This window comes from Rhizobium sp. 32-5/1 (genome assembly GCF_029537235.1).
Classification (GTDB): Bacteria; Pseudomonadota; Alphaproteobacteria; order Rhizobiales; family Rhizobiaceae; genus Pararhizobium.
On the sequence record NZ_CP120638.1, the window covers coordinates 1,339,098 to 1,357,597 of the forward strand.

An 18,500-nucleotide genomic window follows, 5' to 3' on the forward strand; every position below is an offset into this window, starting at 1 on the left:
CTCCGGGCCGTTTCAATTCCAGTCGATCCCTGTGTCCGGATCAGGCAGCCCGGCCCCGCTGCGGCGCTGAGGTCGCCGCATTCAGGCGGAATTGCTCGACCAGCATCATCAGCGTATCGGCCTCATTGGCGAGCTGGCGGCTGGCCTGCGTTGTCTCTTCCACCATCGCGGCATTCTGCTGAGTCATCTGGTCCATCTGGTTCACGGAGCCGTTGACCTCGGAAAGTGCCGCCGACTGATCGCTGCTGGCGGTTGCAATCATTTCGACATGCTGGCTGATCGCGACGATCTGGGTGCTGATCGAGGCCAAGACCGCGCCGGTTTCCTGCACGAGCCGCGAACCGGTGCTGACCTCGCTGGTCGATTTGTTGATCAGTTCCTTGATTTCGCGTGCGGCACCCGCCGAACGCTGCGCCAGTTCGCGCACTTCCTGAGCGACGACGGCAAAGCCCTTGCCCGCATCGCCGGCCCGTGCGGCTTCGATGCCGGCGTTCAGGGCGAGCAGGTTCGTCTGGAAAGCGATTTCATCGATGACTTCGATGATCTGTTCGATCTGATGGGACGCATCTTCGATACGCCCCATCGCGGCAATCGCGTTGGATACGACGGTGGCTGAACTGTCGGCACTCTTCTTGGTTTCGGCAACGGCGCGGTTGGTCTCATGGGCTCGGCCGGCCGACGATTTTACGGTGACGGTGATTTCCTCCACCGCAGCGGCGGTCTCTTCGAGAGAGGCGGCCTGTGCTTCGGTGCGCTTCGACAGGGCATCGGCGGAAGACCGCATCTGCGTGCCGTTGCGCTGGATCGCCATTGCATTGTCGCGAATGTTTCCAAGCGTATCCTGAAGGCGCACGATAGATCCGTTGAAATCGATACGCAACTGCTCGAGACGGCCGGTAAACGGCGTTTCGATCTGGCGCGAAAGGTCACCCTGCGACAGGCGCCCGAGACCGGCAGCCAGTTCGCTGACGGCGAAATCGATCTGGCGGTCGAGATCCTTCTTTTCCGCGTCGCGGTGCGCACGTTCGGCGTCCGTTTCCAGGCGGCGGTTTTCGCTTTCACTTTCCATCTGGCGCTTGGCCAGCGCGTTTTCCCGGAAGACGGCAAGCGCGCGAGCAATGCCGCCGAACTCGTTCTGCTTTTCGAGATAGGGAACATCGACGTCGAGATTACCGGCGGAAATGCTCTGCACGGAGCCGGTCAGCTTGCTCAGCGGGCTGATCGACGCGCGGATGGCGACATAGGCCAAGCCACCGAACAACAGCATGACTCCGACGCCAATCGCCAGGATCAGATACTGCAGATCCGTGATCTTCTGGAAATAGACTTCGGTCGGAATACCGATGAAGAGCATGCCGACATTGGCGCCCGCCGCATTCTTGACCGGGAAATAACCCGTGATGAAATCACGGCCGAACAGGACGGCCGGGCCGTAATAGGCCTCGCCGCGGGCAAGATGGGCGTGTGCTGGATGTTCAGGTGCGAGTTTCGTGCCGACGGCGCGTTCACCGTTTTCCTTTTTCACATTGGTGGACATGCGCACGTAGTCGTTGCCCTGTTTCTCGAATATGGTCGCAACGCCGCCGATGGTTTCGGCCGTGCGATCCACGAGATCATGATCCGGCAGGGCTGCCATCTTTTCTTCGGTAACAGAGGCGAGGGTTCCGTCCTTCACCTGGATCGACGCATCACCAACCTTCATCCCGTAAAGGACGGCCAGGGCACGGCTGGCGTCCCGCGCATCGGTCGTCGCATCCTGCATCACGGTTGAGCGAAGATTATAATGCATGACGCCGGCAATTGTCGCGATGCTGAGAAATATCAATCGGAGCGTAATGGCGACATTCTGGTAAACGATCGACGACTTGAAGAGGCGGAACATGCGTTGACCCTTTGTCCAAAACTTAAAATTTGAAATGACTTTGAAATAGAAGTCTTTAAAAAGCCTTATTCAAATAGGGTCTTTTCTTCCCCTATAAGTTGTCCCGAATTCTGCCGTTTTCAACATCCGCTCAAACAACAATACCCGGCTGTGGCCGGGTATTGGCTTGTGATTTTGTGCTTGAGTTCAGGCTGCGCGATAGCTTCGGCTGGCCGGCACATCGGCTTCCAACCGGAACTGCTCGACCAGCATCATCAGCGTATCGGCCTGATTGGCGAGTTGACGGCTGGCGGCCGTTGCCTCGTCTACCATGATGGCGTTTTGCTGGGTCATCTGATCCATCTGGTTGACCGAACCATTGACCTCGTGCAGCGCTGCGGCCTGGTCGCGGCTGGCGGTTGCGATCATGTCCACATGGTTGCTCACGGATACGATCTGCTGGCTGATCGAGGCCAGCACCGCTCCAGTCTCCTGAACAAGGTGGGAGCCGGAATTCACTTCCTGCGTCGATTTGTTGATGAGATCCTTAATTTCGCGGGCTGCACCTGCCGAACGCTGTGCAAGTTCACGAACCTCCTGAGCGACGACGGCAAAGCCCTTGCCCGCATCGCCGGCCCGGGCCGCTTCGATACCGGCGTTGAGCGCCAGAAGATTGGTCTGGAAGGCGATCTCGTCGATGACCTCGATGATCTGCTCGATCTGTCTTGAAGCATCCTCGATACGGCCCATCGCCGAAATGGCATTGCTGACGACCACGGCAGAGCTGTCGGCGCTTTTCTTGGTCTGCGAAACCGCGAGGTTGGCTTCATGGGCGCGATCGGCAGAAGAGCGGACCGTGACCGTAATTTCATCGACGGCGGCCGCGGTTTCCTCAAGCGAAGCGGCCTGAGCTTCCGTACGCTTGGAAAGCTGGTCGGCCGACCCATGCAGATCATTGCCGCTGCGCTGGATTGCCAGCGCATTGTTGCGGATCTGGACCAGCGTATCCTGCAGGCGAACCAGCGAGCCGTTGAAGTCCATGCGCAACTGTTCGAGACGACCACTGAACGGCGTGTCGATCTGGCGCGAGAGGTCGCCCTGGGCCAGGCGACCGAGGCCGGCGGCCAGTTCGTTGACCGCGAAGTCGATCTGCCGATCGATCTCGCGCTTTTCCGCATCGTTGCGCAGGCGCTCTTCTTCGGCGCGGGCGCGCTGTTCTTCGCTTTCCGACTCGATTCGGACCTTCGACAGCGCATTTTCCTTGAAGATGCCCAGCGCGCGCGCCATGTCGCCGATTTCGTCGCGGCGTGCGTCACCCTCAATGTTCGTGTCGAGTGCCCCATCGGCGAGGCAGCGCATGGCAGCAGTGATCCGCCCGATCGGGCCTTTCAACGTCAGCACCAGCGCACCGCCGGCGACAAGCGCGATCAGCACGCCGCCGATGGTCGCGGCCACTGAAATAGTGTTGGCTTCCTGGCGTTCCGTACCGGCGCTTTGCTTCTGCTCCTCGGCAAAGTCGCTCAGGTGCCCCCAGATCGTATCGATCGAGGCCGCCGCCGCCGCGAATTCGCGCGCACGATCCTGGCTGATGGTGACGAGCGAGGCACTGTCGGCTTCCATTCTGGCAATCGCTGGCAGCAAGGTCTCGGTAATCGAGTCGAAGAATGTCAGACCGCTGGCACTGCCTTTCAGGGCCTCCATGTCGCTTTTCACGATCCCGAGCTGGGTAAGGAGCTTGGCGCGGTTTTCCTCCGTGGTCTTGCCAAGAAAGCCGGCCGCGCTGATCTGGATCGCATAAACGGAATTGACCAACGTGCGGGTCGCACCCAGAACCGCTTCGCTCCTGATGATCGGTTCATCGAGCTCGCTGAAGGTCTGGCTCGCCTGCAGGGTCTTGGTCCGCGACAGGGTTTGAAGCTGGGTGGTGACACTGCGGAAGCGGGACACCATCACGGACATCTCGGACGCCATGACGTCAATGGGTCCACCAGCGGCCATACGCGCGTTGATATCGGTCACCGTCTGCGTAATGGTTTTTCCAAGATTGACGAGGTTTTTGGGAAGGAGCGGTGTCACGATGCGCTGGTTCTTGGCGATGAAGGGCATCTTGTCCTTGTAGGCCTTGATCTTTGCTTCCGGCGTCCGGCCCATGGAATAAGCAGAAACCAGATCGCCAAAGAACTTGGCGCCGTTCGACAGGCGGTCCGCTTCGCGCAGCATGGTTTTTGCCGAGTTTTCGTCCTTGCGGACCGAGCGCTGGATCTTCGTGGCCTCCTCGAGGACCTTGATCTGCTCACCCGCCATGAAGTTGAGATTCTTGGTCATGGCTTCGCGCAGGGCCTGCTCGCCGACATACAACTTCCAGAGACCGTCCATCTTCGTTTCGATGTCGGATGTCTGTGCCGTCGCCTCGGCTAGCTTGCTGGTATCGACGCCCTCGCCAACGCCGCCCATCGTATTGGCAAGTACCGTTTTCTGCGCGGTCAGGCGGGCATAGACCTCGTCGCGGCTCTTTTCGCTGGTATTCTGCAAAAAGCGTTCATGCCGGCATAGACATCCTTGAAGCCGCTCAGCGACTGGAGGACATTGTTGGAAATCTCCATCCGCCCCTGCAAGAGGCCCGACGCATAAAGACCCGTTATGCCGACGGCGCAGATGCTGACGACGAACGGAAAGATGAACAGAAGCACCTTGGTCTGAATTTTGAATCGGGCAAGAATCTTGTCGATGAACATGAACGCACCTTGGCTCGCAGCCGAGCGCGTCCCCCAACCTTTTAAAAGGTCTCCCTGGACACGGCACGGCTAATGTTATGGCGATACATGCGGAATGGCGCCGCGAGCCTGCCAGGCAATCATTGCATGATCGTGCGACATTCATGGCGCCAATCACGGCAGACTTCTTTGGAGAGCAATCTTCGGCTGGAAACTTTAATATTTAAATAAATGTGATTTAATCGTTTCGCACGGCTGCAAAATTCCATTGGCCGGTGAAACGCGCAGCAACGATCAGTCGCCTCAATATCATTGTCGCACAGGCAGCGACGGACATACCAAACTGAATAGGCCCGGAGAATCGGAACTGGAGGCGCGTGGCTTAGAAGGACCAGATCGATGGCAGGACTGCAAAGGCAGCAACGGCGCAAAGGGCAATGAGCGTCAGCTTGATGGCGACGATCTTCTGCGCACGACTTTCGTCGGCACGGGTGATTGCGATGGCACGAGCGGTAGCACGACGAGTGTTCTGGTTCATGGCTTCCTGTCCTTCAGACAATGCACAACAATAGACCCGGTTGATCCAGACCGCCAGCCCAGACCATAGTCGAAAGCGCTCAAGCCCAAAAATAAACAGCAAACAGCTGCCTTTTTGTCGAATCCGCGTTTCCCTACGGCCGCGCACGGTTGCCCCGGCTTAAAGCAGCGTCTCGTATATCCGTTAACAACCGCTGAACAGAGGTAGCCGCTGCGCCGATGGCGTCACGCAGCCTGCCCGGCCGAGAATCCCGACGACCAGGCCCATTGGAAATTATAGCCTCCGAGCCATCCGGTGACATCGACGCATTCGCCGATGAAATAAAGACCCGGAACATCCTTGGCCTGCATGGTGCGAGAATCAAGCGCATGGGTATCGACACCACCCAACGTCACTTCTGCTGTGCGGTAACCTTCCGACCCCGCGGGCCGGATCGTCCAATCGCGGATCCCGAGACACAAAGCATCGAGCGCCTTGTCCGAGAGATCGGCAAGCGCCTTGTTGGCCAGCCCGGCCTTGTCGGCAAAGAATTGCGCCAGCCTCTTGGGCAGATGCTCGGCAAGCGCCGTCTGCGGCGCCTGTCGTCCGTTGGCCTTGCGCGCGGCCTTCAACGCTGCCAGCAGGTCGATGTCCGGCAAAAGATGCAGGCGGATCTCGCCGCCCTCTCGCCAGAAAGACGACAACTGCAGGATGGACGGACCGCTCAAGCCCCGATGGGTGATCAAGAGCGCTTCCCGAAAAGCGACCTTACCACTCTTGGCCTCGGCCTCGACGGCGACGCCAGGCAAATCCTTAAGGCTTTCGAGTTGAGCCTGATCGAGCGTTAGCGGCACGAGGCCCGGGCGCGTCTCAACGAGCGGCAGTCCGAATTCCTCCGCCACCCTATAGGCAAAGCCGGTGGCCCCCATCTTGGGGATCGACTTTCCGCCCGTGGCGATGACCACAGAAGCGCTCTCGATCGGTCCTTCGCTGGTCAGGGTGCGAAAGCCGGTTGGCGTTCTTTCAACGGACTGGATGGAGACGCCAAGACGCAAGGATGCGCCAGCCGCCCTCATCTCCGTCAACAACATGCGGATGATATCTTTCGCACTCTCGTCGCAGAACAATTGCCCAAGTGTCTTTTCATGCCAGGCAATGCCGTGACGCTCGACGAGGTCGATGAAATCGCGGGGCGTGTAGCGGGCAAGAGCGGATTTGCAGAAATGCGGATTGTCCGACAGGAAATTCTTCGGCGACGCATGGATGTTGGTGAAGTTGCAACGGCCGCCGCCCGAGATGCGAATTTTTTCGCCAGGCGCCTTGGCATGATCGACGATCACGACGCGTCGTCCGCGTTTGCCTGCTTCGATCGCACACATCATGCCGGCCGCCCCCGCACCGATGATGACAACGTCCTGTCTGTCTGCCAAGATCCGCTTCCTTTTCTCCCTTCCTTCCGCCAGCGGCGGCGAAAGTCAATTCCAACGGCATACCCGCCATGGCAAATACAGCCTGTACGGGCTTGAAAACACTGGTTTTCACCCTAGCCAATTGGCAAACTCCGGCTATGATGGCCGCATCCGAACCCAAAACCGGTGATTTATGCCTTCAAAAAGAACCATTGCCCAACAAACAACGAAAACCAGCAAGAGTTCAAAAATACCCGCTGCCCTGCAATCGCCAAGAGGCGTCAAGACCTGGAAGGAAGCCGCCGACTGGCTGAAGATCCGTGGTATCGAAGATATCGAGTGCATCACGCCGGATATTGCCGGCGTTCCGCGCGGCAAGATGATGCCGTCCTCGAAGTTCACGTCGAACACCTCGCTGGCGCTGCCTTCGGCGATCTATCGCCATACGATTTCCGGCGAGTATCCCGAAGAGACGGGCGAATTCCGCTATGACGCCCGCGACAGCGACATCAAGCTGGTTCCCGATCTCTCTACCCTTTCCGTCGTTCCCTGGGAAAGCGACCCGACGGCGCAGGTCATCTGCGACATCGCCGGCTCCAAGGGCGAGGATGTCGCCTATACCCCGCGCAACGTGCTGAAGAACGTGCTCAAGCTCTATACCGCAAAGGGCTGGAAGCCGGTCGTGGCACCGGAGATCGAATTCTACCTCGTCGCCAAGAACGAGGATCCGGACTATCCGCTGCATCCGCCGAAGGGCCGGTCGGGGCGCGCCATCCAGGGCGGCCAGGGCTATTCTATCGCCGGCGTCAACGAGTTCGACGAGTTGATCGACGACATCTATCACTTCTCGGAAAAGCAGGGTCTGGAGATCGACACGCTGATCCATGAAGAGGGTCCGGCGCAGCTTGAAATCAATCTTCGTCACGGCGATCCGATCGAGCTGGCCGATCAGGTCTTCATGTTCAAGCGAACGATCCGCGAAGCAGCGTTGAAACATGGCATCTACGCGACCTTCATGGCCAAGCCGATGCAGGCGCAGGCAGGTTCCGCCATGCACATCCATCAGTCGGTGATCGAGATCAATACCGGTCGCAACCTGTTTTCCAACGCCGACGGCTCCGCCTCGAAGGAATTCTTTTCCTTCATCGGCGGCATGCAGAAATACGTGCCGAAGGCGTTATCAATGATGGCGCCCTATGTGAATTCCTATCGTCGCCTGACGCCTGACATGTCGGCGCCGGTCAACAATGCCTGGGGCTACGACAACCGCACAACGGCCTTTCGCGTGCCGGTTTCCGAGCCGATTGCCCGGCGTGTCGAAAACCGGCTGCCAAGCTCGGATGCCAATCCCTATCTGGCGCTTGCCGCTTCGCTTGGCTGCGGCTATCTCGGCATGGTGCAGGGCCTCGAGCCATCCGCCCCGGCGGAAGACACGGTGAACGGCGGCACGATCGACCTGCCGCGGGGACTTTTGGAGGCGATTTCGCTTCTGGAATCCGAACCGGCCTTCCACGATATCTTCAGCGCCGAGTTCATCGCCATCTATGGCGGCGTCAAGCGCGGGGAATTCGAAACCTTCATGCAGGTGATCAGTCCCTGGGAACGGGAATACCTGCTTCTCAATGTCTGACCGGAAAGGCGTGGCCATGCCGTGGCAAAGCCCGATTTCGCCGGGAATTTCCTGGTATGAGGCAAATGTAGCGGTGCGACCGGAATATCCGCCGCTGTCAGGTTCGGTGCAGACGGACGTCGCCATTGTCGGCGGCGGCTTTACCGGGCTGCAGGCTGCCTATAACCTTGCCCGCAACGGCGTGCACGTGACGCTGATCGATGCCTGTCGCTTCGGCGATGGCGCATCGGGGCGCAATGGCGGACAGCTTGGCACCGGCCAGCGCTGGTGGCCCGAGGAATTTGAAGCGACACTCGGCTACGAGCGCTCGAAGGCGCTGTTCGACCTGGCGGAAAACGCCAAGAAGCACCTGCTCGACTTTTCAGAAGCCCATGGCATAGACATCGAATATGTGCAGGGGCACATGTCGGTCTCCCACAAGAGCGGCATGGAAAAGGATTATCGGGCGAATGCCGAAATTGCCGCCACCCGCTACAACTATCCGCACCTGAGCTTCATGGATGGCAAGGAGACAGCCGAACGTCTTGGCTCGACCTTCTACAAATACGGCGTTCGCGACAACGGCACCGGCCATATCCAGCCGATGAAGCTTCTGGTCGGGCTGGCGAGACAGGCGGCCCTTGCCGGAGCAGCATTGCACGAGAAAACCAAGGCATTGAAGGTGGAAAATGCCTCCGGAAAGGTCATCGTTCACACAGACAAGGGCATCATCACCGCCGACCGCGCCCTGATCGCCTGCAATGGCCACATCGGTAATCTTGAGCCGATCACCGCGAGCCGCGTCATGCCGATCCGCTCCTTCATCGGCGCGAGCAAGGTTCTCATCGATCATCCGGACGTGCTGCCCGGAGGCGAATCGGTGGCGGATTCGCGGTTTGTCGTGCGCTATTTCCGCAAGTCGAAGGATGGACGGTTGCTGTTCGGAGGTCGCGAGGCCTATACGGCGGATAATCCCAACGACATCTCCAACCATATCCGGCGGCAGATCACGGAAATCTACCCGCATCTCGCCGATATAGAGATGACCCATTCCTGGGGCGGTTCCGTCGGCATCACCATGCCGCGCCAGCCCTTTGTGCGCGAGGTCATGCCGGGCGTAACCTCGATCGGCGGCTATTCCGGCCATGGTGTCATGCTGTCGAACTATTGCGGCAAGCTCTATGCCGATATGGTGCTGGGCAAGGCGACCGAACTCGAACTATTCAGGGAGTTGAATATACCCGGCTTCCCGGGCGGCGCACGGTTCCGGCCAGTGCTTCTATTTCTCGCCCTCAGCTGGTATGCCTTGCGAGACAAATTCTAGACAATCGAGTTCCGCATCATTTTGTTGCGCCGCACAAAAAGGCGGATGATTTTCGCCTGCATCCGGGCTAAAATCCAAAATCGGCTCACAGTCGAAGACGGAGCGAGACGCAGACGGAAACCGATTTGCACTTTTCCTCATCCCGCCCTAGCGCTTTTAAATCGATTAGATTATAAACCTCTCCGAACAGAACGAGATCGAGATTTCTCATGAGCAGCCAGATCATCCCCGTCGAACCCTTTGATTATGTGGTTTTCGGAGGCACCGGCGACCTTGCCGAGCGGAAACTTCTCCCCGCGCTCTATCATCGCCAGCTGGATGGCCAGTTGAGCGACCCGACGCGGATCATCGGGGCTTCGCGCAGTGCGCTGAGCCACGAGGAATACCGCAAGTTTGCGACCGATGCCCTGAAGGAACACCTGAAGAAGGGCGAATATGACGACGCCCAGGTGAAGACCTTCACCGATCGCCTGTTCTACATTTCCGTCGATGCCAAATCCGACCAGGGTTGGGACAAGCTGAAGGCACTGCTTGACGAGGGCAAGGAGCGCGTGCGCGCCTTCTATCTCGCTGTCGCCCCGGCCATCTTCGGCGATATTTCCGAGAAGATCCGCGATCACAAGCTGATCACCAAGACGACGCGCATCGTCGTCGAAAAGCCGATCGGACGCGACCTTGCCTCCGCGCTCGAACTCAATGACACGATCGGCAAGGTGTTCAAGGAAGAACAGATCTTCCGCATCGACCACTATCTCGGCAAGGAAACCGTGCAGAACCTGATGGCGCTGCGCTTTGCCAATAAGCTGTACGAACCACTTTGGAACTCTTCCTATATCGACCATATCCAGATTACGGTTGCCGAGTCTGTCGGCCTCGAAAGCCGTGCAGGATACTACGACAAGGCCGGTGCGCTGCGTGATATGGTGCAGAACCACATTCTGCAGCTTCTCTGCCTCGTTGCTATGGAAGTGCCACCGTCGATGAACGCGGAAGCGGTGCGTGACGAAAAGCTGAAGGTCTTGCGGGCGCTGAAGCCGATTAATCCGGGCAATGTCGAGAAGATGACCGTGCGCGGCCAGTACAAGGCCGGTGCTTCGGCAGGCGGCGCCGTGAAAGGTTACCTTGAGGAGCTGGAAGGCGGCGTTTCCAACACCGAAACCTTTGTCGCTATCAAGGCAGAGGTCAACAACTGGCGCTGGGCCGGCGTTCCCTTCTACATCCGCACCGGCAAGCGCATGGCCGGCCGCATGTCGGAAATCGTCGTCAATTTCAAGCCGATTCCACATTCGATCTTCGACGAGGCCGCCGGTCGCATCGAGGCCAACCAGCTGATCATTCGCCTGCAGCCGGACGAAGGTGTGAAGCAGTCGCTGATGATCAAGGATCCGGGGCCTGGCGGCATGCGCCTGCGCAACGTCTCGCTCGACATGACCTTTGCCGAAGCCTTCAATGCCCGCAGTGCCGATGCCTATGAGCGGCTGTTGCTCGACGTCATCAGGAACAACCAGACCCTGTTCATGCGCCGCGACGAAGTCGAGGCTGCTTGGCGCTGGGTCGATCCAATCCTGAAGTCATGGGAGGCCGTCGGCCAGAACGTCCAGAACTACACCGCCGGCACCTGGGGTCCGAGCCAGGCCATCGCGCTGATCGAGCGGGACGGTCGCACCTGGCATGAAGTGATCTGAGGACGAAACCATGGCGGCAGAAATGCACGTGTTCGACAATGGTCCAGCCCTCGCACTAGGGCTTGCCGGTGCAGTGAGCGCAGCATTGAGTGCTGCGATCAAGGCACGCGGGACGGCCAGCATCGCAGTTTCGGGCGGCTCGACGCCGAAGGCCTTCTTCAAGGCTCTTTCCCAGGCAAAGATCGACTGGGACAAGGTCTGCGTGACGCTTGTCGATGAGCGTTTTGTAGAGCCGGACAGTGATCGCTCGAATGAAAAGCTGGTTAGAGACAACCTGCTGATCGACGGCGCATCGGGAGCAAAGTTCGAGCCGCTGTATTATCCGACGGCAATGGCAGAGGAAGCCGCGGCCACAGCAACGAAACAGACCGCAGCCATCGGCTCGCCCTTTGACGTTGCGATCCTTGGCATGGGAACCGATGGCCACACTGCCTCGTTCTTTCCGGGCGGCTCGCGGCTTTCCGAAGCGCTGGATGGCGCGACGCCGCGCGGCGTGATGACCATGGAAGCGGACGGGGCCGGCGAACCGCGCCTGACGTTTACGTTCTCAAGCCTTCAGGATGCCGGGCTTCTCGTGCTCCACATCGAAGGTTCCGGCAAGAAAGACGTGCTTGCCAAGGCGCAGGAAGACGGCGGCGAGGCGGAGATGCCGATCCGCGCCATGCTGCGCCGGGCAGCCTCGCCGCTGCAGATTTACTGGGCTCCCTAAGCCCGAAATCCGGGACCCCAAGACCCGGGCAACCGCAACCATGCAGACCACAGGAGTGCCGAACACTCCGGAACAGGATTGCCATGTCCGCTGACAGCCGTATCGCAGCGATCACCGCCCGCATCATCGAACGCTCCAAGCCGTACCGCGAACCCTACCTGGCACGCGTACGGGCTGCCGCATCCAAGAGCGTCACCCGCTCCGTACTCGGCTGCGGCAACCTCGCCCATGGCTTTGCCGTCTGTTCCCCCTCCGAGAAGGTCGCGTTGTCGGGAGATACCGTACCCAACCTCGGCATCATCACCTCCTATAATGACATGCTCTCGGCCCACCAGCCGTTCGAAACCTATCCGGCGCTGATCCGCCAGGCTGCCCATGAAGCAGGCGGCGTGGCGCAGGTCGCCGGCGGCGTTCCGGCCATGTGCGACGGCGTGACACAGGGGCAGCCGGGCATGGAACTGTCGCTATTTTCGCGCGACCTGATCGCCATGTCGGCCGGCGTTGGCCTCTCGCACAACATGTTCGACAGCACCGTCTATCTCGGCGTCTGCGACAAGATCGTGCCTGGCCTGATGATCGCGGCGATGACCTTCGGCCACCTGCCCGCCGTCTTCATTCCCGCGGGGCCGATGACCACAGGCCTGCCGAACGACGAGAAATCCCGCGTGCGGCAGCTTTTTGCCGAAGGCAAGGTCGGCCGCGACGAATTGCTCGAAGCGGAGTCGAAGTCCTATCACGGCCCGGGCACCTGCACCTTCTACGGCACCGCCAATTCCAACCAGATGCTGATGGAGATCATGGGCTTCCACCTGCCCGGCGCCTCCTTCATCAATCCCGGCACGCCTCTGCGCGATGCCCTGACCAAGGAAGCAACGAAACGGGCGCTGGCCATCACGGCCCTCGGTAACGAATTCACGCCCGCCGGCGAAATGATAGACGAGCGTTCGATCGTCAACGGCGTCGTCGGCCTGCACGCCACCGGCGGCTCGACCAACCACACGATGCATCTCGTCGCCATGGCCCGTTCGGCCGGCATCGCACTGACCTGGCAGGATATTTCGGAACTGTCCGACATCATCCCGCTGCTTGCCCGCGTCTATCCGAACGGTCTGGCCGACGTGAACCATTTCCATGCGGCCGGCGGTATGGGCTATCTGATCAGCCAGTTGCTGAAACACGGCCTGCTGCACGACGACGTGCGCACGGTCTTCGGCCAGGGGCTGGCATCTTACGCGATCGACGTGAAGCTTGGCGAAAACGGCACGGTCGCGCGCGAGCCGGCGCCGGCCCATAGCCATGATCCGAAGGTGCTGTCGACGGTCGAGCATCCCTTCCAGCAGTCCGGTGGACTGAAGATGCTGACCGGCAATCTCGGCAAAGCCGTCATCAAGATCTCCGCCGTGAAGCCGGAGCGGCACATCATCGAAGCGCCGGCAAAGATCTTCCACGACCAGTTGGAACTGCAGGCGGCCTTCAAGGACGGCAAGCTCGGGGGCGACTTCGTTGCCGTCGTGCGTTTCCAGGGGCCGAAAGCCAACGGCATGCCGGAACTGCACAAGCTGACGACGGTGCTCGGCATCCTGCAGGATCGCGGTCAGACCGTGGCACTGATCACCGACGGCCGCATGTCCGGCGCCTCCGGCAAGGTGCCGTCGGCGATCCACATGACGCCGGAAGCCATGGATGGTGGGCCGATCGCCAAAATCCAGGAAGGCGACATCATCCGTCTCGACGCGACGACCGGCAAGATCGAGGTCATCGTCGATGCTGCCGAGTTTGCGGCCCGCACACCGGTCAAGGCCGATCTCTCCGGCAATGAATTCGGCATGGGCCGCGAACTTTTCGCCCCATTCCGTGCTGCCGTGGGAACGGCAGACCACGGTGCGAGCGTGTTTTTTCACTGAGATCGATGGCTGAGTTTAGTGGAATCTCAGTCCTAGAGTGTGCCGAGCCTTACCCCCCTCTGTCGGCGACGCCGACATCTCCCCTCAAGGGGGAGATCGACCGCTGAACTGTTGCGTCCCTTACAGCGAGTGTGAGGGAAAAGAATGATCTCCACCCTTGTGGGGGAGATGTCACGAAGTGACAGAGGGGGTAAAGCCCCGCACTCCGTGCTTGACACCCACAACAACAAATCAGCCGTAAATATCCAGCGTCAAATTCCGATGCTTCGGATGGGTGCTGTAGACGAAGATGCGTTTCAGGTCGCGTTCCGCCATCAGGCGCAAGAAGCGGGCTTCGACGACATTGTTGATATGGACGCGCTTGACGACGCAGCCAATCATGCCGATGCGGGCGCTTGGAACGTCGAGGTAGAAATTCGGCGGCAGGCGGAACTGGGTTGCGATGCCGAGAACGACACTGCTTCGGGAAATCTGCAGGATTTCGCAGCGACGCGAACTGAGGTTCGTCATGCCGTTTTCGGTGTATTCGATACGGGCGTCATTGCGGGTTTCCTCCATCGGGAAATTGACTTCCCGATCATACATGAAGGATTCTTCCCGACTGAGATATGTCGGACGATCGCCCGTTGTCTGGGTCGCCATGTGCCTTGCCACCTCTTTGCCCGCTTTTCCCCGCTACTTTAGCGGCAGACATTTAAAAACCCGTCACCGCAGCCGGCGTGGAGACAGCAAAAGACCGGAAGACGTTGCCGCCTTCCGGTCTATTCAAATGGGCCCATCAATTGCGGTAGCTGCGGCCTTCGGCGTTGAAGAGGTGCAGTTTCACCCGATCGCCGGTGAAGCGGATTTTCTGTCCACGCTTGATATCGAGAATACCCGGCAGCTTGGCGATGATCGGCTGGCCATCGACCAGACCCTCGATGTACAGCAACGTAACTTCACCAAGCGCCTCGACGATGGCGACCGTGCCCTCGAACAGGAAATTGTCGTCGGTGGCGATCTGCAGATCTTCCGGCCGGATGCCGAAGCTGGCTGTCTTGCCCTCCTCGGATGCCGGTGTGGCGATATCGAGCGTCACGGACTTGCCACCCGTCAGGATGACAGTGGTTTGCTGTCCTGCCGTCGTGATCTTGGCCGGTATGACGTTCATGGCAGGCGAACCGATGAACTGCGCAACAAACAGGTTTGCCGGGCGCTCATAGAGTTCGAGCGGCGGACCGACCTGCTCGATATGACCGCCGGACAAGACGACGATCCGGTCGGCAAGCGTCATCGCCTCGACCTGATCATGCGTGACATAGATCATCGTCGTATCCGGCATGGATTCGCTGAGCTTGGCGATCTCGATACGCGTTGCGACACGCAGTGCTGCGTCGAGGTTGGACAGCGGCTCATCGAAAAGGAAGACCTTCGGATCGCGGCAAATGGCTCGGCCGATGGCGACGCGCTGGCGTTGGCCACCGGAGAGCGCCTTGGGCAGCCGGTCGAGATATTTCGTCAGCTGCAGGATATCGGCGGCTGCACGAACGCGGCGATCGATCTCTTCCTTGCTCTCCTTGGCGATGCGCATGCCGAAGGCCATGTTGTCATAGACCGTCATGTGCGGGTAGAGCGCGTAGGACTGGAAGACCATGGCGATGCCGCGCTGGGAGGGGGTACGTCGTTGACGAGACGCTCGGCGATATACATCTCGCCGCCGGAAATCTCTTCGAGGCCGGCAATCATACGCAGAAGCGTCGATTTTCCGCAACCGGAGGGGCCGACGAAGACAATGAACTCGCCCTGCCTGATATCAAGATCGATGCCGTGAATGACATCCACCGCGCCATAGGACTTGCGGATATTCTTCAGTTGCAGGCCTGCCATGTCATCCTCCCCATTCATTCCGTTGTTCTTTGTCCGTCATCAGCCATGCGGCCGTGCCGGCGCTTATGTCAGTCGCGCGAAAAACCCGCCCCATGCCGGAAGCGTGATCGTGTCGCCGTTGATCGTCGAGGTGAAACCGTGTCCATCCAGAGCTTCCAACTGTTCCAGCGGACGCTTCGTCGTCACCGCCACATCGCTCATATTGTAGAGGCAGAAGATCTGCTCGTTTCCATAGGTTCGCACGAAACCGAGCAGCGGCGCCTCATAGGCCCGGAATTCGATCTCGCCCTTGGCAAAGGCCGGATACTGGCGGCGGAACGCCAGAAACCGCCGGTAATGATGAAGGACCGAGGCCATATCCGCCTCCTGGACCGACACGGCCTTGGGTAGATGCTCGGGCGCCACCGGCAACCATGTCTTGCCGGTCCCGAAACCGCCATTGATGGCCTTGTCGTCCCAGACCATCGGCGTGCGGCAACCATCGCGGCCCTTGAAATCGGGCCAGAACTGAATGCCATAGGGGTCCTGCAGATCCTCGAAGGCGACATCGGCTTCGGTTAACCCAAGCTCCTCGCCCTGATAGATGCAAACGGAACCGCGCAGCGTCATCAAGAGGCTGGCGAGAAACTTCGCATAGGCTTGCTCGTCCGCAATCCCCTGCCCCCAGCGACTGACATGGCGCACGACGTCATGATTGGAAAAGGCCCAACAGGCCCAGCCCTTCGGTGCAGCGCGCTCGAAATCGTGCTGGACTTCAGCCACGCGTGCCGGCGTCAGCGGATCGGGCGCCAGGAACTCGAAGGCGTAGCACATGTGCATCTTGTCGCCGCCGGACGTGTATTGCCCGGCAATCTCCAGGCCGATCTGGCTGTCGCCGACCTCGCCCACCGCCGCAATCGCCGGATACTCGTCCATCACCGCACGGAAGCGCTTGAGGAATTCAAGGTTCTCCGGACGGTTCTTGTCGTAGAGATGCTCCTGGTAATTATAGGGATTCACGGCCGGCGCGGTATTGGCGTTGCGCCGTTCCGGCGCCAGCGCCGGATTGTCGCGCAGATCCTTGTCGTGGAAGTAGAAGTTGATGGTATCCAGGCGGAAACCGTCAACGCCGCGTTCCAGCCAGAACCGTTCGACGGCTAGAAGCGCGTGCTGTACCTCCGGATTGTGCAGGTTGAGGTCGGGCTGCGAGGTCAGGAAGTTGTGCATGTAATATTGCAGCCGGGTCGGATCCCACTGCCAAGCCGAGCCACCAAAGATCGACAGCCAGTTGTTGGGCGGCGTGCCGTCCGGCTTCGAATCCGCCCAGACATACCAGTCCGACTTCGGATTGAACCGGCTGGAACGGCTTTCCTTGAACCACGGGTGCTGGTCGGACGTGTGCGACAACACCAGGTCGATCATCACCCGGATGCCCAAGCGATGGGCCTGCGCAATCATCGCGTCGAAATCCGCGATATCGCCGAAGAGTGTATCGACGTCCTGATAATCGGAAACGTCGTAGCCGAAATCCTTCATGGGCGAGGTGAAGAACGGCGAGACCCAGATCGCATCGATGCCGAGCGAGGCAATGTACGGCAAGCGCGTGGTGATCCCCTTGAGATCGCCGACGCCGTCACTATTGGTATCCTGATAGGAGCGCGGATAGATCTGATAGATCACCGCACCCCGCCACCAGTCCCGGTCGGCTTTCAGGATGGACACCCCAGTCGCAGTCATTGCAGTTTCCCGTATGTTCATGTCGAAGGCACTCTGGATGCTCGCCTACTTGACCGAGCCGGCCAGAAGACCGCGGACAAGGAAGCGCTGGAGGCTGAAGAAGACGATCAGCGGCACGATGATCGTGACGAAGGCCGAGGCCGTCAGGATTTCCCAATTGCCGCCGCGCGAACCGAGCAGGTTCACAAGGCGACCGGTCAGAACCAACTCTTCGTTACCGGCGCCGAGGAAAACCATGGCGACGAGCAGGTCGTTCCAGGTCCAGAGGAACTGGAAGATGGCGAAGGAGGCGAGTGCCGGAAACGACAGCGGCAGGATGATCTTGACGAAGATGTCGAAGTCGCTCGCACCATCAACGCGGGCCGATTCCATGATTTCGCGCGGCAGTCCGACCATGTAGTTGCGCAGCAGGTAGATCGCCAGCGGCAGACCGAAGCCCATATGCGCCAGCCAGATGCCGACATAGGTCTTGGCGGGAACGCCGAGGAACAGGCCAACGCCGTTGTAGAGCTTGAGCAGCGGGATCAGCGACATCTGCAGCGGCACGACCAGAAGCCCGACGACGACGGCAACGAGTATGGCGCGGCCGGGGAATTTCATCCAGGCGAGCGCGTAGGCCGCAAAGGCCGCAACGAGGATCGGGATGATGGTGGAGGGAATGGCGACGGTCAGCGAATTGATGAAGGACGCCCCGATGCCGGCAGCGGCAAAGACCTCGCGGTAGTTGTCAAAGGTGAAGCGCGACGGCACGGTGGCCTGATAGAAGATGCGCTGGCCGCGCGTGCCTTCCATCGCCGTATCCGACACGATCTCGAAGGACCCATCGGCCTGCACGGTGAGCTTTTCGCCACCGTTGAGGTCGGCCGTCTGGCCCGGCTCGAAATCACCAGGCTTCAGGCTGGAGGAACCGAAGGCCGCGACTTCGCCGGCACCGCCCTCAAGCACATTGCCTGATATGACGAACTTGCCGTTCTTCTCGACCTGCTTATCGGCGCCAGGTGCGCGGAAGACTGCGTTCTGGGTGGAGTCGGCGAGCGAGGTCCACCAGCCGGAGACGGCGAGCTGGTCCTTGTCGCGCAGCGACGAGATGAGAAGTCCGGCGGTGGGTACCGTCCAGAGGATGACCAGAAGGGCGACGGAAAGGTGGACGACCCAGGCAAGGGGTGAGCGGGACGAAGCGATCATC

General features: G+C 59.8%; 11 protein-coding genes and 2 pseudogenes. 5 read left to right on the forward strand and 8 right to left on the reverse strand.

What is annotated here, in order from left to right:
• Positions 1-40 precede the first annotated feature (40 nt).
• From P6U16_RS06955 to P6U16_RS06970, 4 genes and pseudogenes are all read right to left on the reverse strand, one after another.
• The gene (locus P6U16_RS06955; protein ID WP_277703144.1) at positions 41-1,882 is read right to left on the reverse strand and encodes a methyl-accepting chemotaxis protein; all 1,842 of its coding nucleotides are present in this window, start codon (positions 1,880-1,882) and stop codon (positions 41-43) included.
• Between the two features lie 186 nt (positions 1,883-2,068).
• A pseudogene (locus P6U16_RS06960) lies at positions 2,069-4,596 on the reverse strand (HAMP domain-containing methyl-accepting chemotaxis protein).
• A gap of 361 nt (positions 4,597-4,957) precedes the next feature.
• Entirely contained in the window at positions 4,958-5,113 is a 156-nt protein-coding gene (locus P6U16_RS06965; protein ID WP_277703145.1) for a hypothetical protein, read from the reverse strand.
• Between the two features lie 224 nt (positions 5,114-5,337).
• Positions 5,338-6,522, reverse strand: a complete 1,185-nt coding sequence (locus tag P6U16_RS06970) for an NAD(P)/FAD-dependent oxidoreductase (RefSeq protein ID WP_277703146.1) — start codon at positions 6,520-6,522, stop codon at positions 5,338-5,340.
• Positions 6,523-6,694: 172 nt separating this feature from the next.
• Between P6U16_RS06970 and P6U16_RS06975 the strand changes: the two genes are divergently transcribed.
• The 5 genes from P6U16_RS06975 (at position 6,695) to edd (ending at position 13,732) form a co-directional block, all read left to right on the forward strand.
• On the forward strand, positions 6,695-8,131 hold the full coding sequence (locus tag P6U16_RS06975; protein WP_277703147.1) for a glutamine synthetase family protein: 1,437 nt from the start codon (positions 6,695-6,697) through the stop codon (positions 8,129-8,131).
• Between the two features lie 16 nt (positions 8,132-8,147).
• Positions 8,148-9,434 carry an FAD-binding oxidoreductase gene (locus P6U16_RS06980; RefSeq protein ID WP_277703779.1) on the forward strand — a complete coding sequence of 429 codons (1,287 nt, stop codon included), beginning with the start codon at positions 8,148-8,150 and terminating at the stop codon, positions 9,432-9,434.
• Between the two features lie 209 nt (positions 9,435-9,643).
• Entirely contained in the window at positions 9,644-11,119 is a 1,476-nt protein-coding gene (gene zwf / locus P6U16_RS06985) for a glucose-6-phosphate dehydrogenase (RefSeq protein WP_277703148.1), read from the forward strand.
• A 10-nt stretch (positions 11,120-11,129) separates the two neighbouring features.
• Positions 11,130-11,828, forward strand: coding sequence for a 6-phosphogluconolactonase (gene pgl / locus P6U16_RS06990; protein WP_277703149.1), 699 nt, complete (start codon positions 11,130-11,132; stop codon positions 11,826-11,828).
• A gap of 83 nt (positions 11,829-11,911) precedes the next feature.
• Positions 11,912-13,732, forward strand: coding sequence for a phosphogluconate dehydratase (edd, locus tag P6U16_RS06995; RefSeq protein ID WP_277703150.1), 1,821 nt, complete (start codon positions 11,912-11,914; stop codon positions 13,730-13,732).
• 231 nt (positions 13,733-13,963) lie between these two features.
• Here edd and P6U16_RS07000 read toward each other — a convergent pair whose 3' ends face one another.
• From P6U16_RS07000 to P6U16_RS07015, 4 genes and pseudogenes are all read right to left on the reverse strand, one after another.
• Positions 13,964-14,374 (reverse strand): hypothetical protein, encoded by a 411-nt coding sequence (locus P6U16_RS07000; RefSeq protein ID WP_277703151.1) that lies wholly within the window; start codon positions 14,372-14,374, stop codon positions 13,964-13,966.
• Between the two features lie 136 nt (positions 14,375-14,510).
• Positions 14,511-15,598: pseudogene (ugpC, locus tag P6U16_RS07005) on the reverse strand (sn-glycerol-3-phosphate ABC transporter ATP-binding protein UgpC).
• 63 nt (positions 15,599-15,661) lie between these two features.
• Positions 15,662-17,314: an alpha-amylase family glycosyl hydrolase gene (locus P6U16_RS07010; RefSeq protein WP_277703152.1), complete on the reverse strand. Its 1,653-nt coding sequence runs from the start codon at positions 17,312-17,314 to the stop codon at positions 15,662-15,664.
• Positions 17,315-17,359: 45 nt separating this feature from the next.
• Positions 17,360-18,499, reverse strand: coding sequence for a carbohydrate ABC transporter permease (locus P6U16_RS07015; RefSeq protein ID WP_277703153.1), 1,140 nt, complete (start codon positions 18,497-18,499; stop codon positions 17,360-17,362).
• Between the last annotated feature and the right edge of the window lies 1 nt (position 18,500).

What these genes read in the sequence shown, in the direction of transcription:
- P6U16_RS06955 (WP_277703144.1), bottom strand. Translation starts at nt 1,882, where the DNA reads ATGTTCCGCCTCTTCAAGTCGTCGATCGTTTACCAGAATGTCGCCATT.
- P6U16_RS06965 (WP_277703145.1), bottom strand. Translation starts at nt 5,113, where the DNA reads ATGAACCAGAACACTCGTCGTGCTACCGCTCGTGCCATCGCAATCACC.
- P6U16_RS06975 (WP_277703147.1), top strand. Translation starts at nt 6,695, where the DNA reads ATGCCTTCAAAAAGAACCATTGCCCAACAAACAACGAAAACCAGCAAG.
- P6U16_RS06980 (WP_277703779.1), top strand. Translation starts at nt 8,148, where the DNA reads ATGCCGTGGCAAAGCCCGATTTCGCCGGGAATTTCCTGGTATGAGGCA.
- zwf (WP_277703148.1), top strand. Translation starts at nt 9,644, where the DNA reads ATGAGCAGCCAGATCATCCCCGTCGAACCCTTTGATTATGTGGTTTTC.
- pgl (WP_277703149.1), top strand. Translation starts at nt 11,130, where the DNA reads ATGGCGGCAGAAATGCACGTGTTCGACAATGGTCCAGCCCTCGCACTA.
- edd (WP_277703150.1), top strand. Translation starts at nt 11,912, where the DNA reads ATGTCCGCTGACAGCCGTATCGCAGCGATCACCGCCCGCATCATCGAA.
- P6U16_RS07000 (WP_277703151.1), bottom strand. Translation starts at nt 14,374, where the DNA reads ATGGCGACCCAGACAACGGGCGATCGTCCGACATATCTCAGTCGGGAA.
- P6U16_RS07010 (WP_277703152.1), bottom strand. Translation starts at nt 17,314, where the DNA reads ATGACTGCGACTGGGGTGTCCATCCTGAAAGCCGACCGGGACTGGTGG.
- P6U16_RS07015 (WP_277703153.1), bottom strand. Translation starts at nt 18,499, where the DNA reads ATGATCGCTTCGTCCCGCTCACCCCTTGCCTGGGTCGTCCACCTTTCC.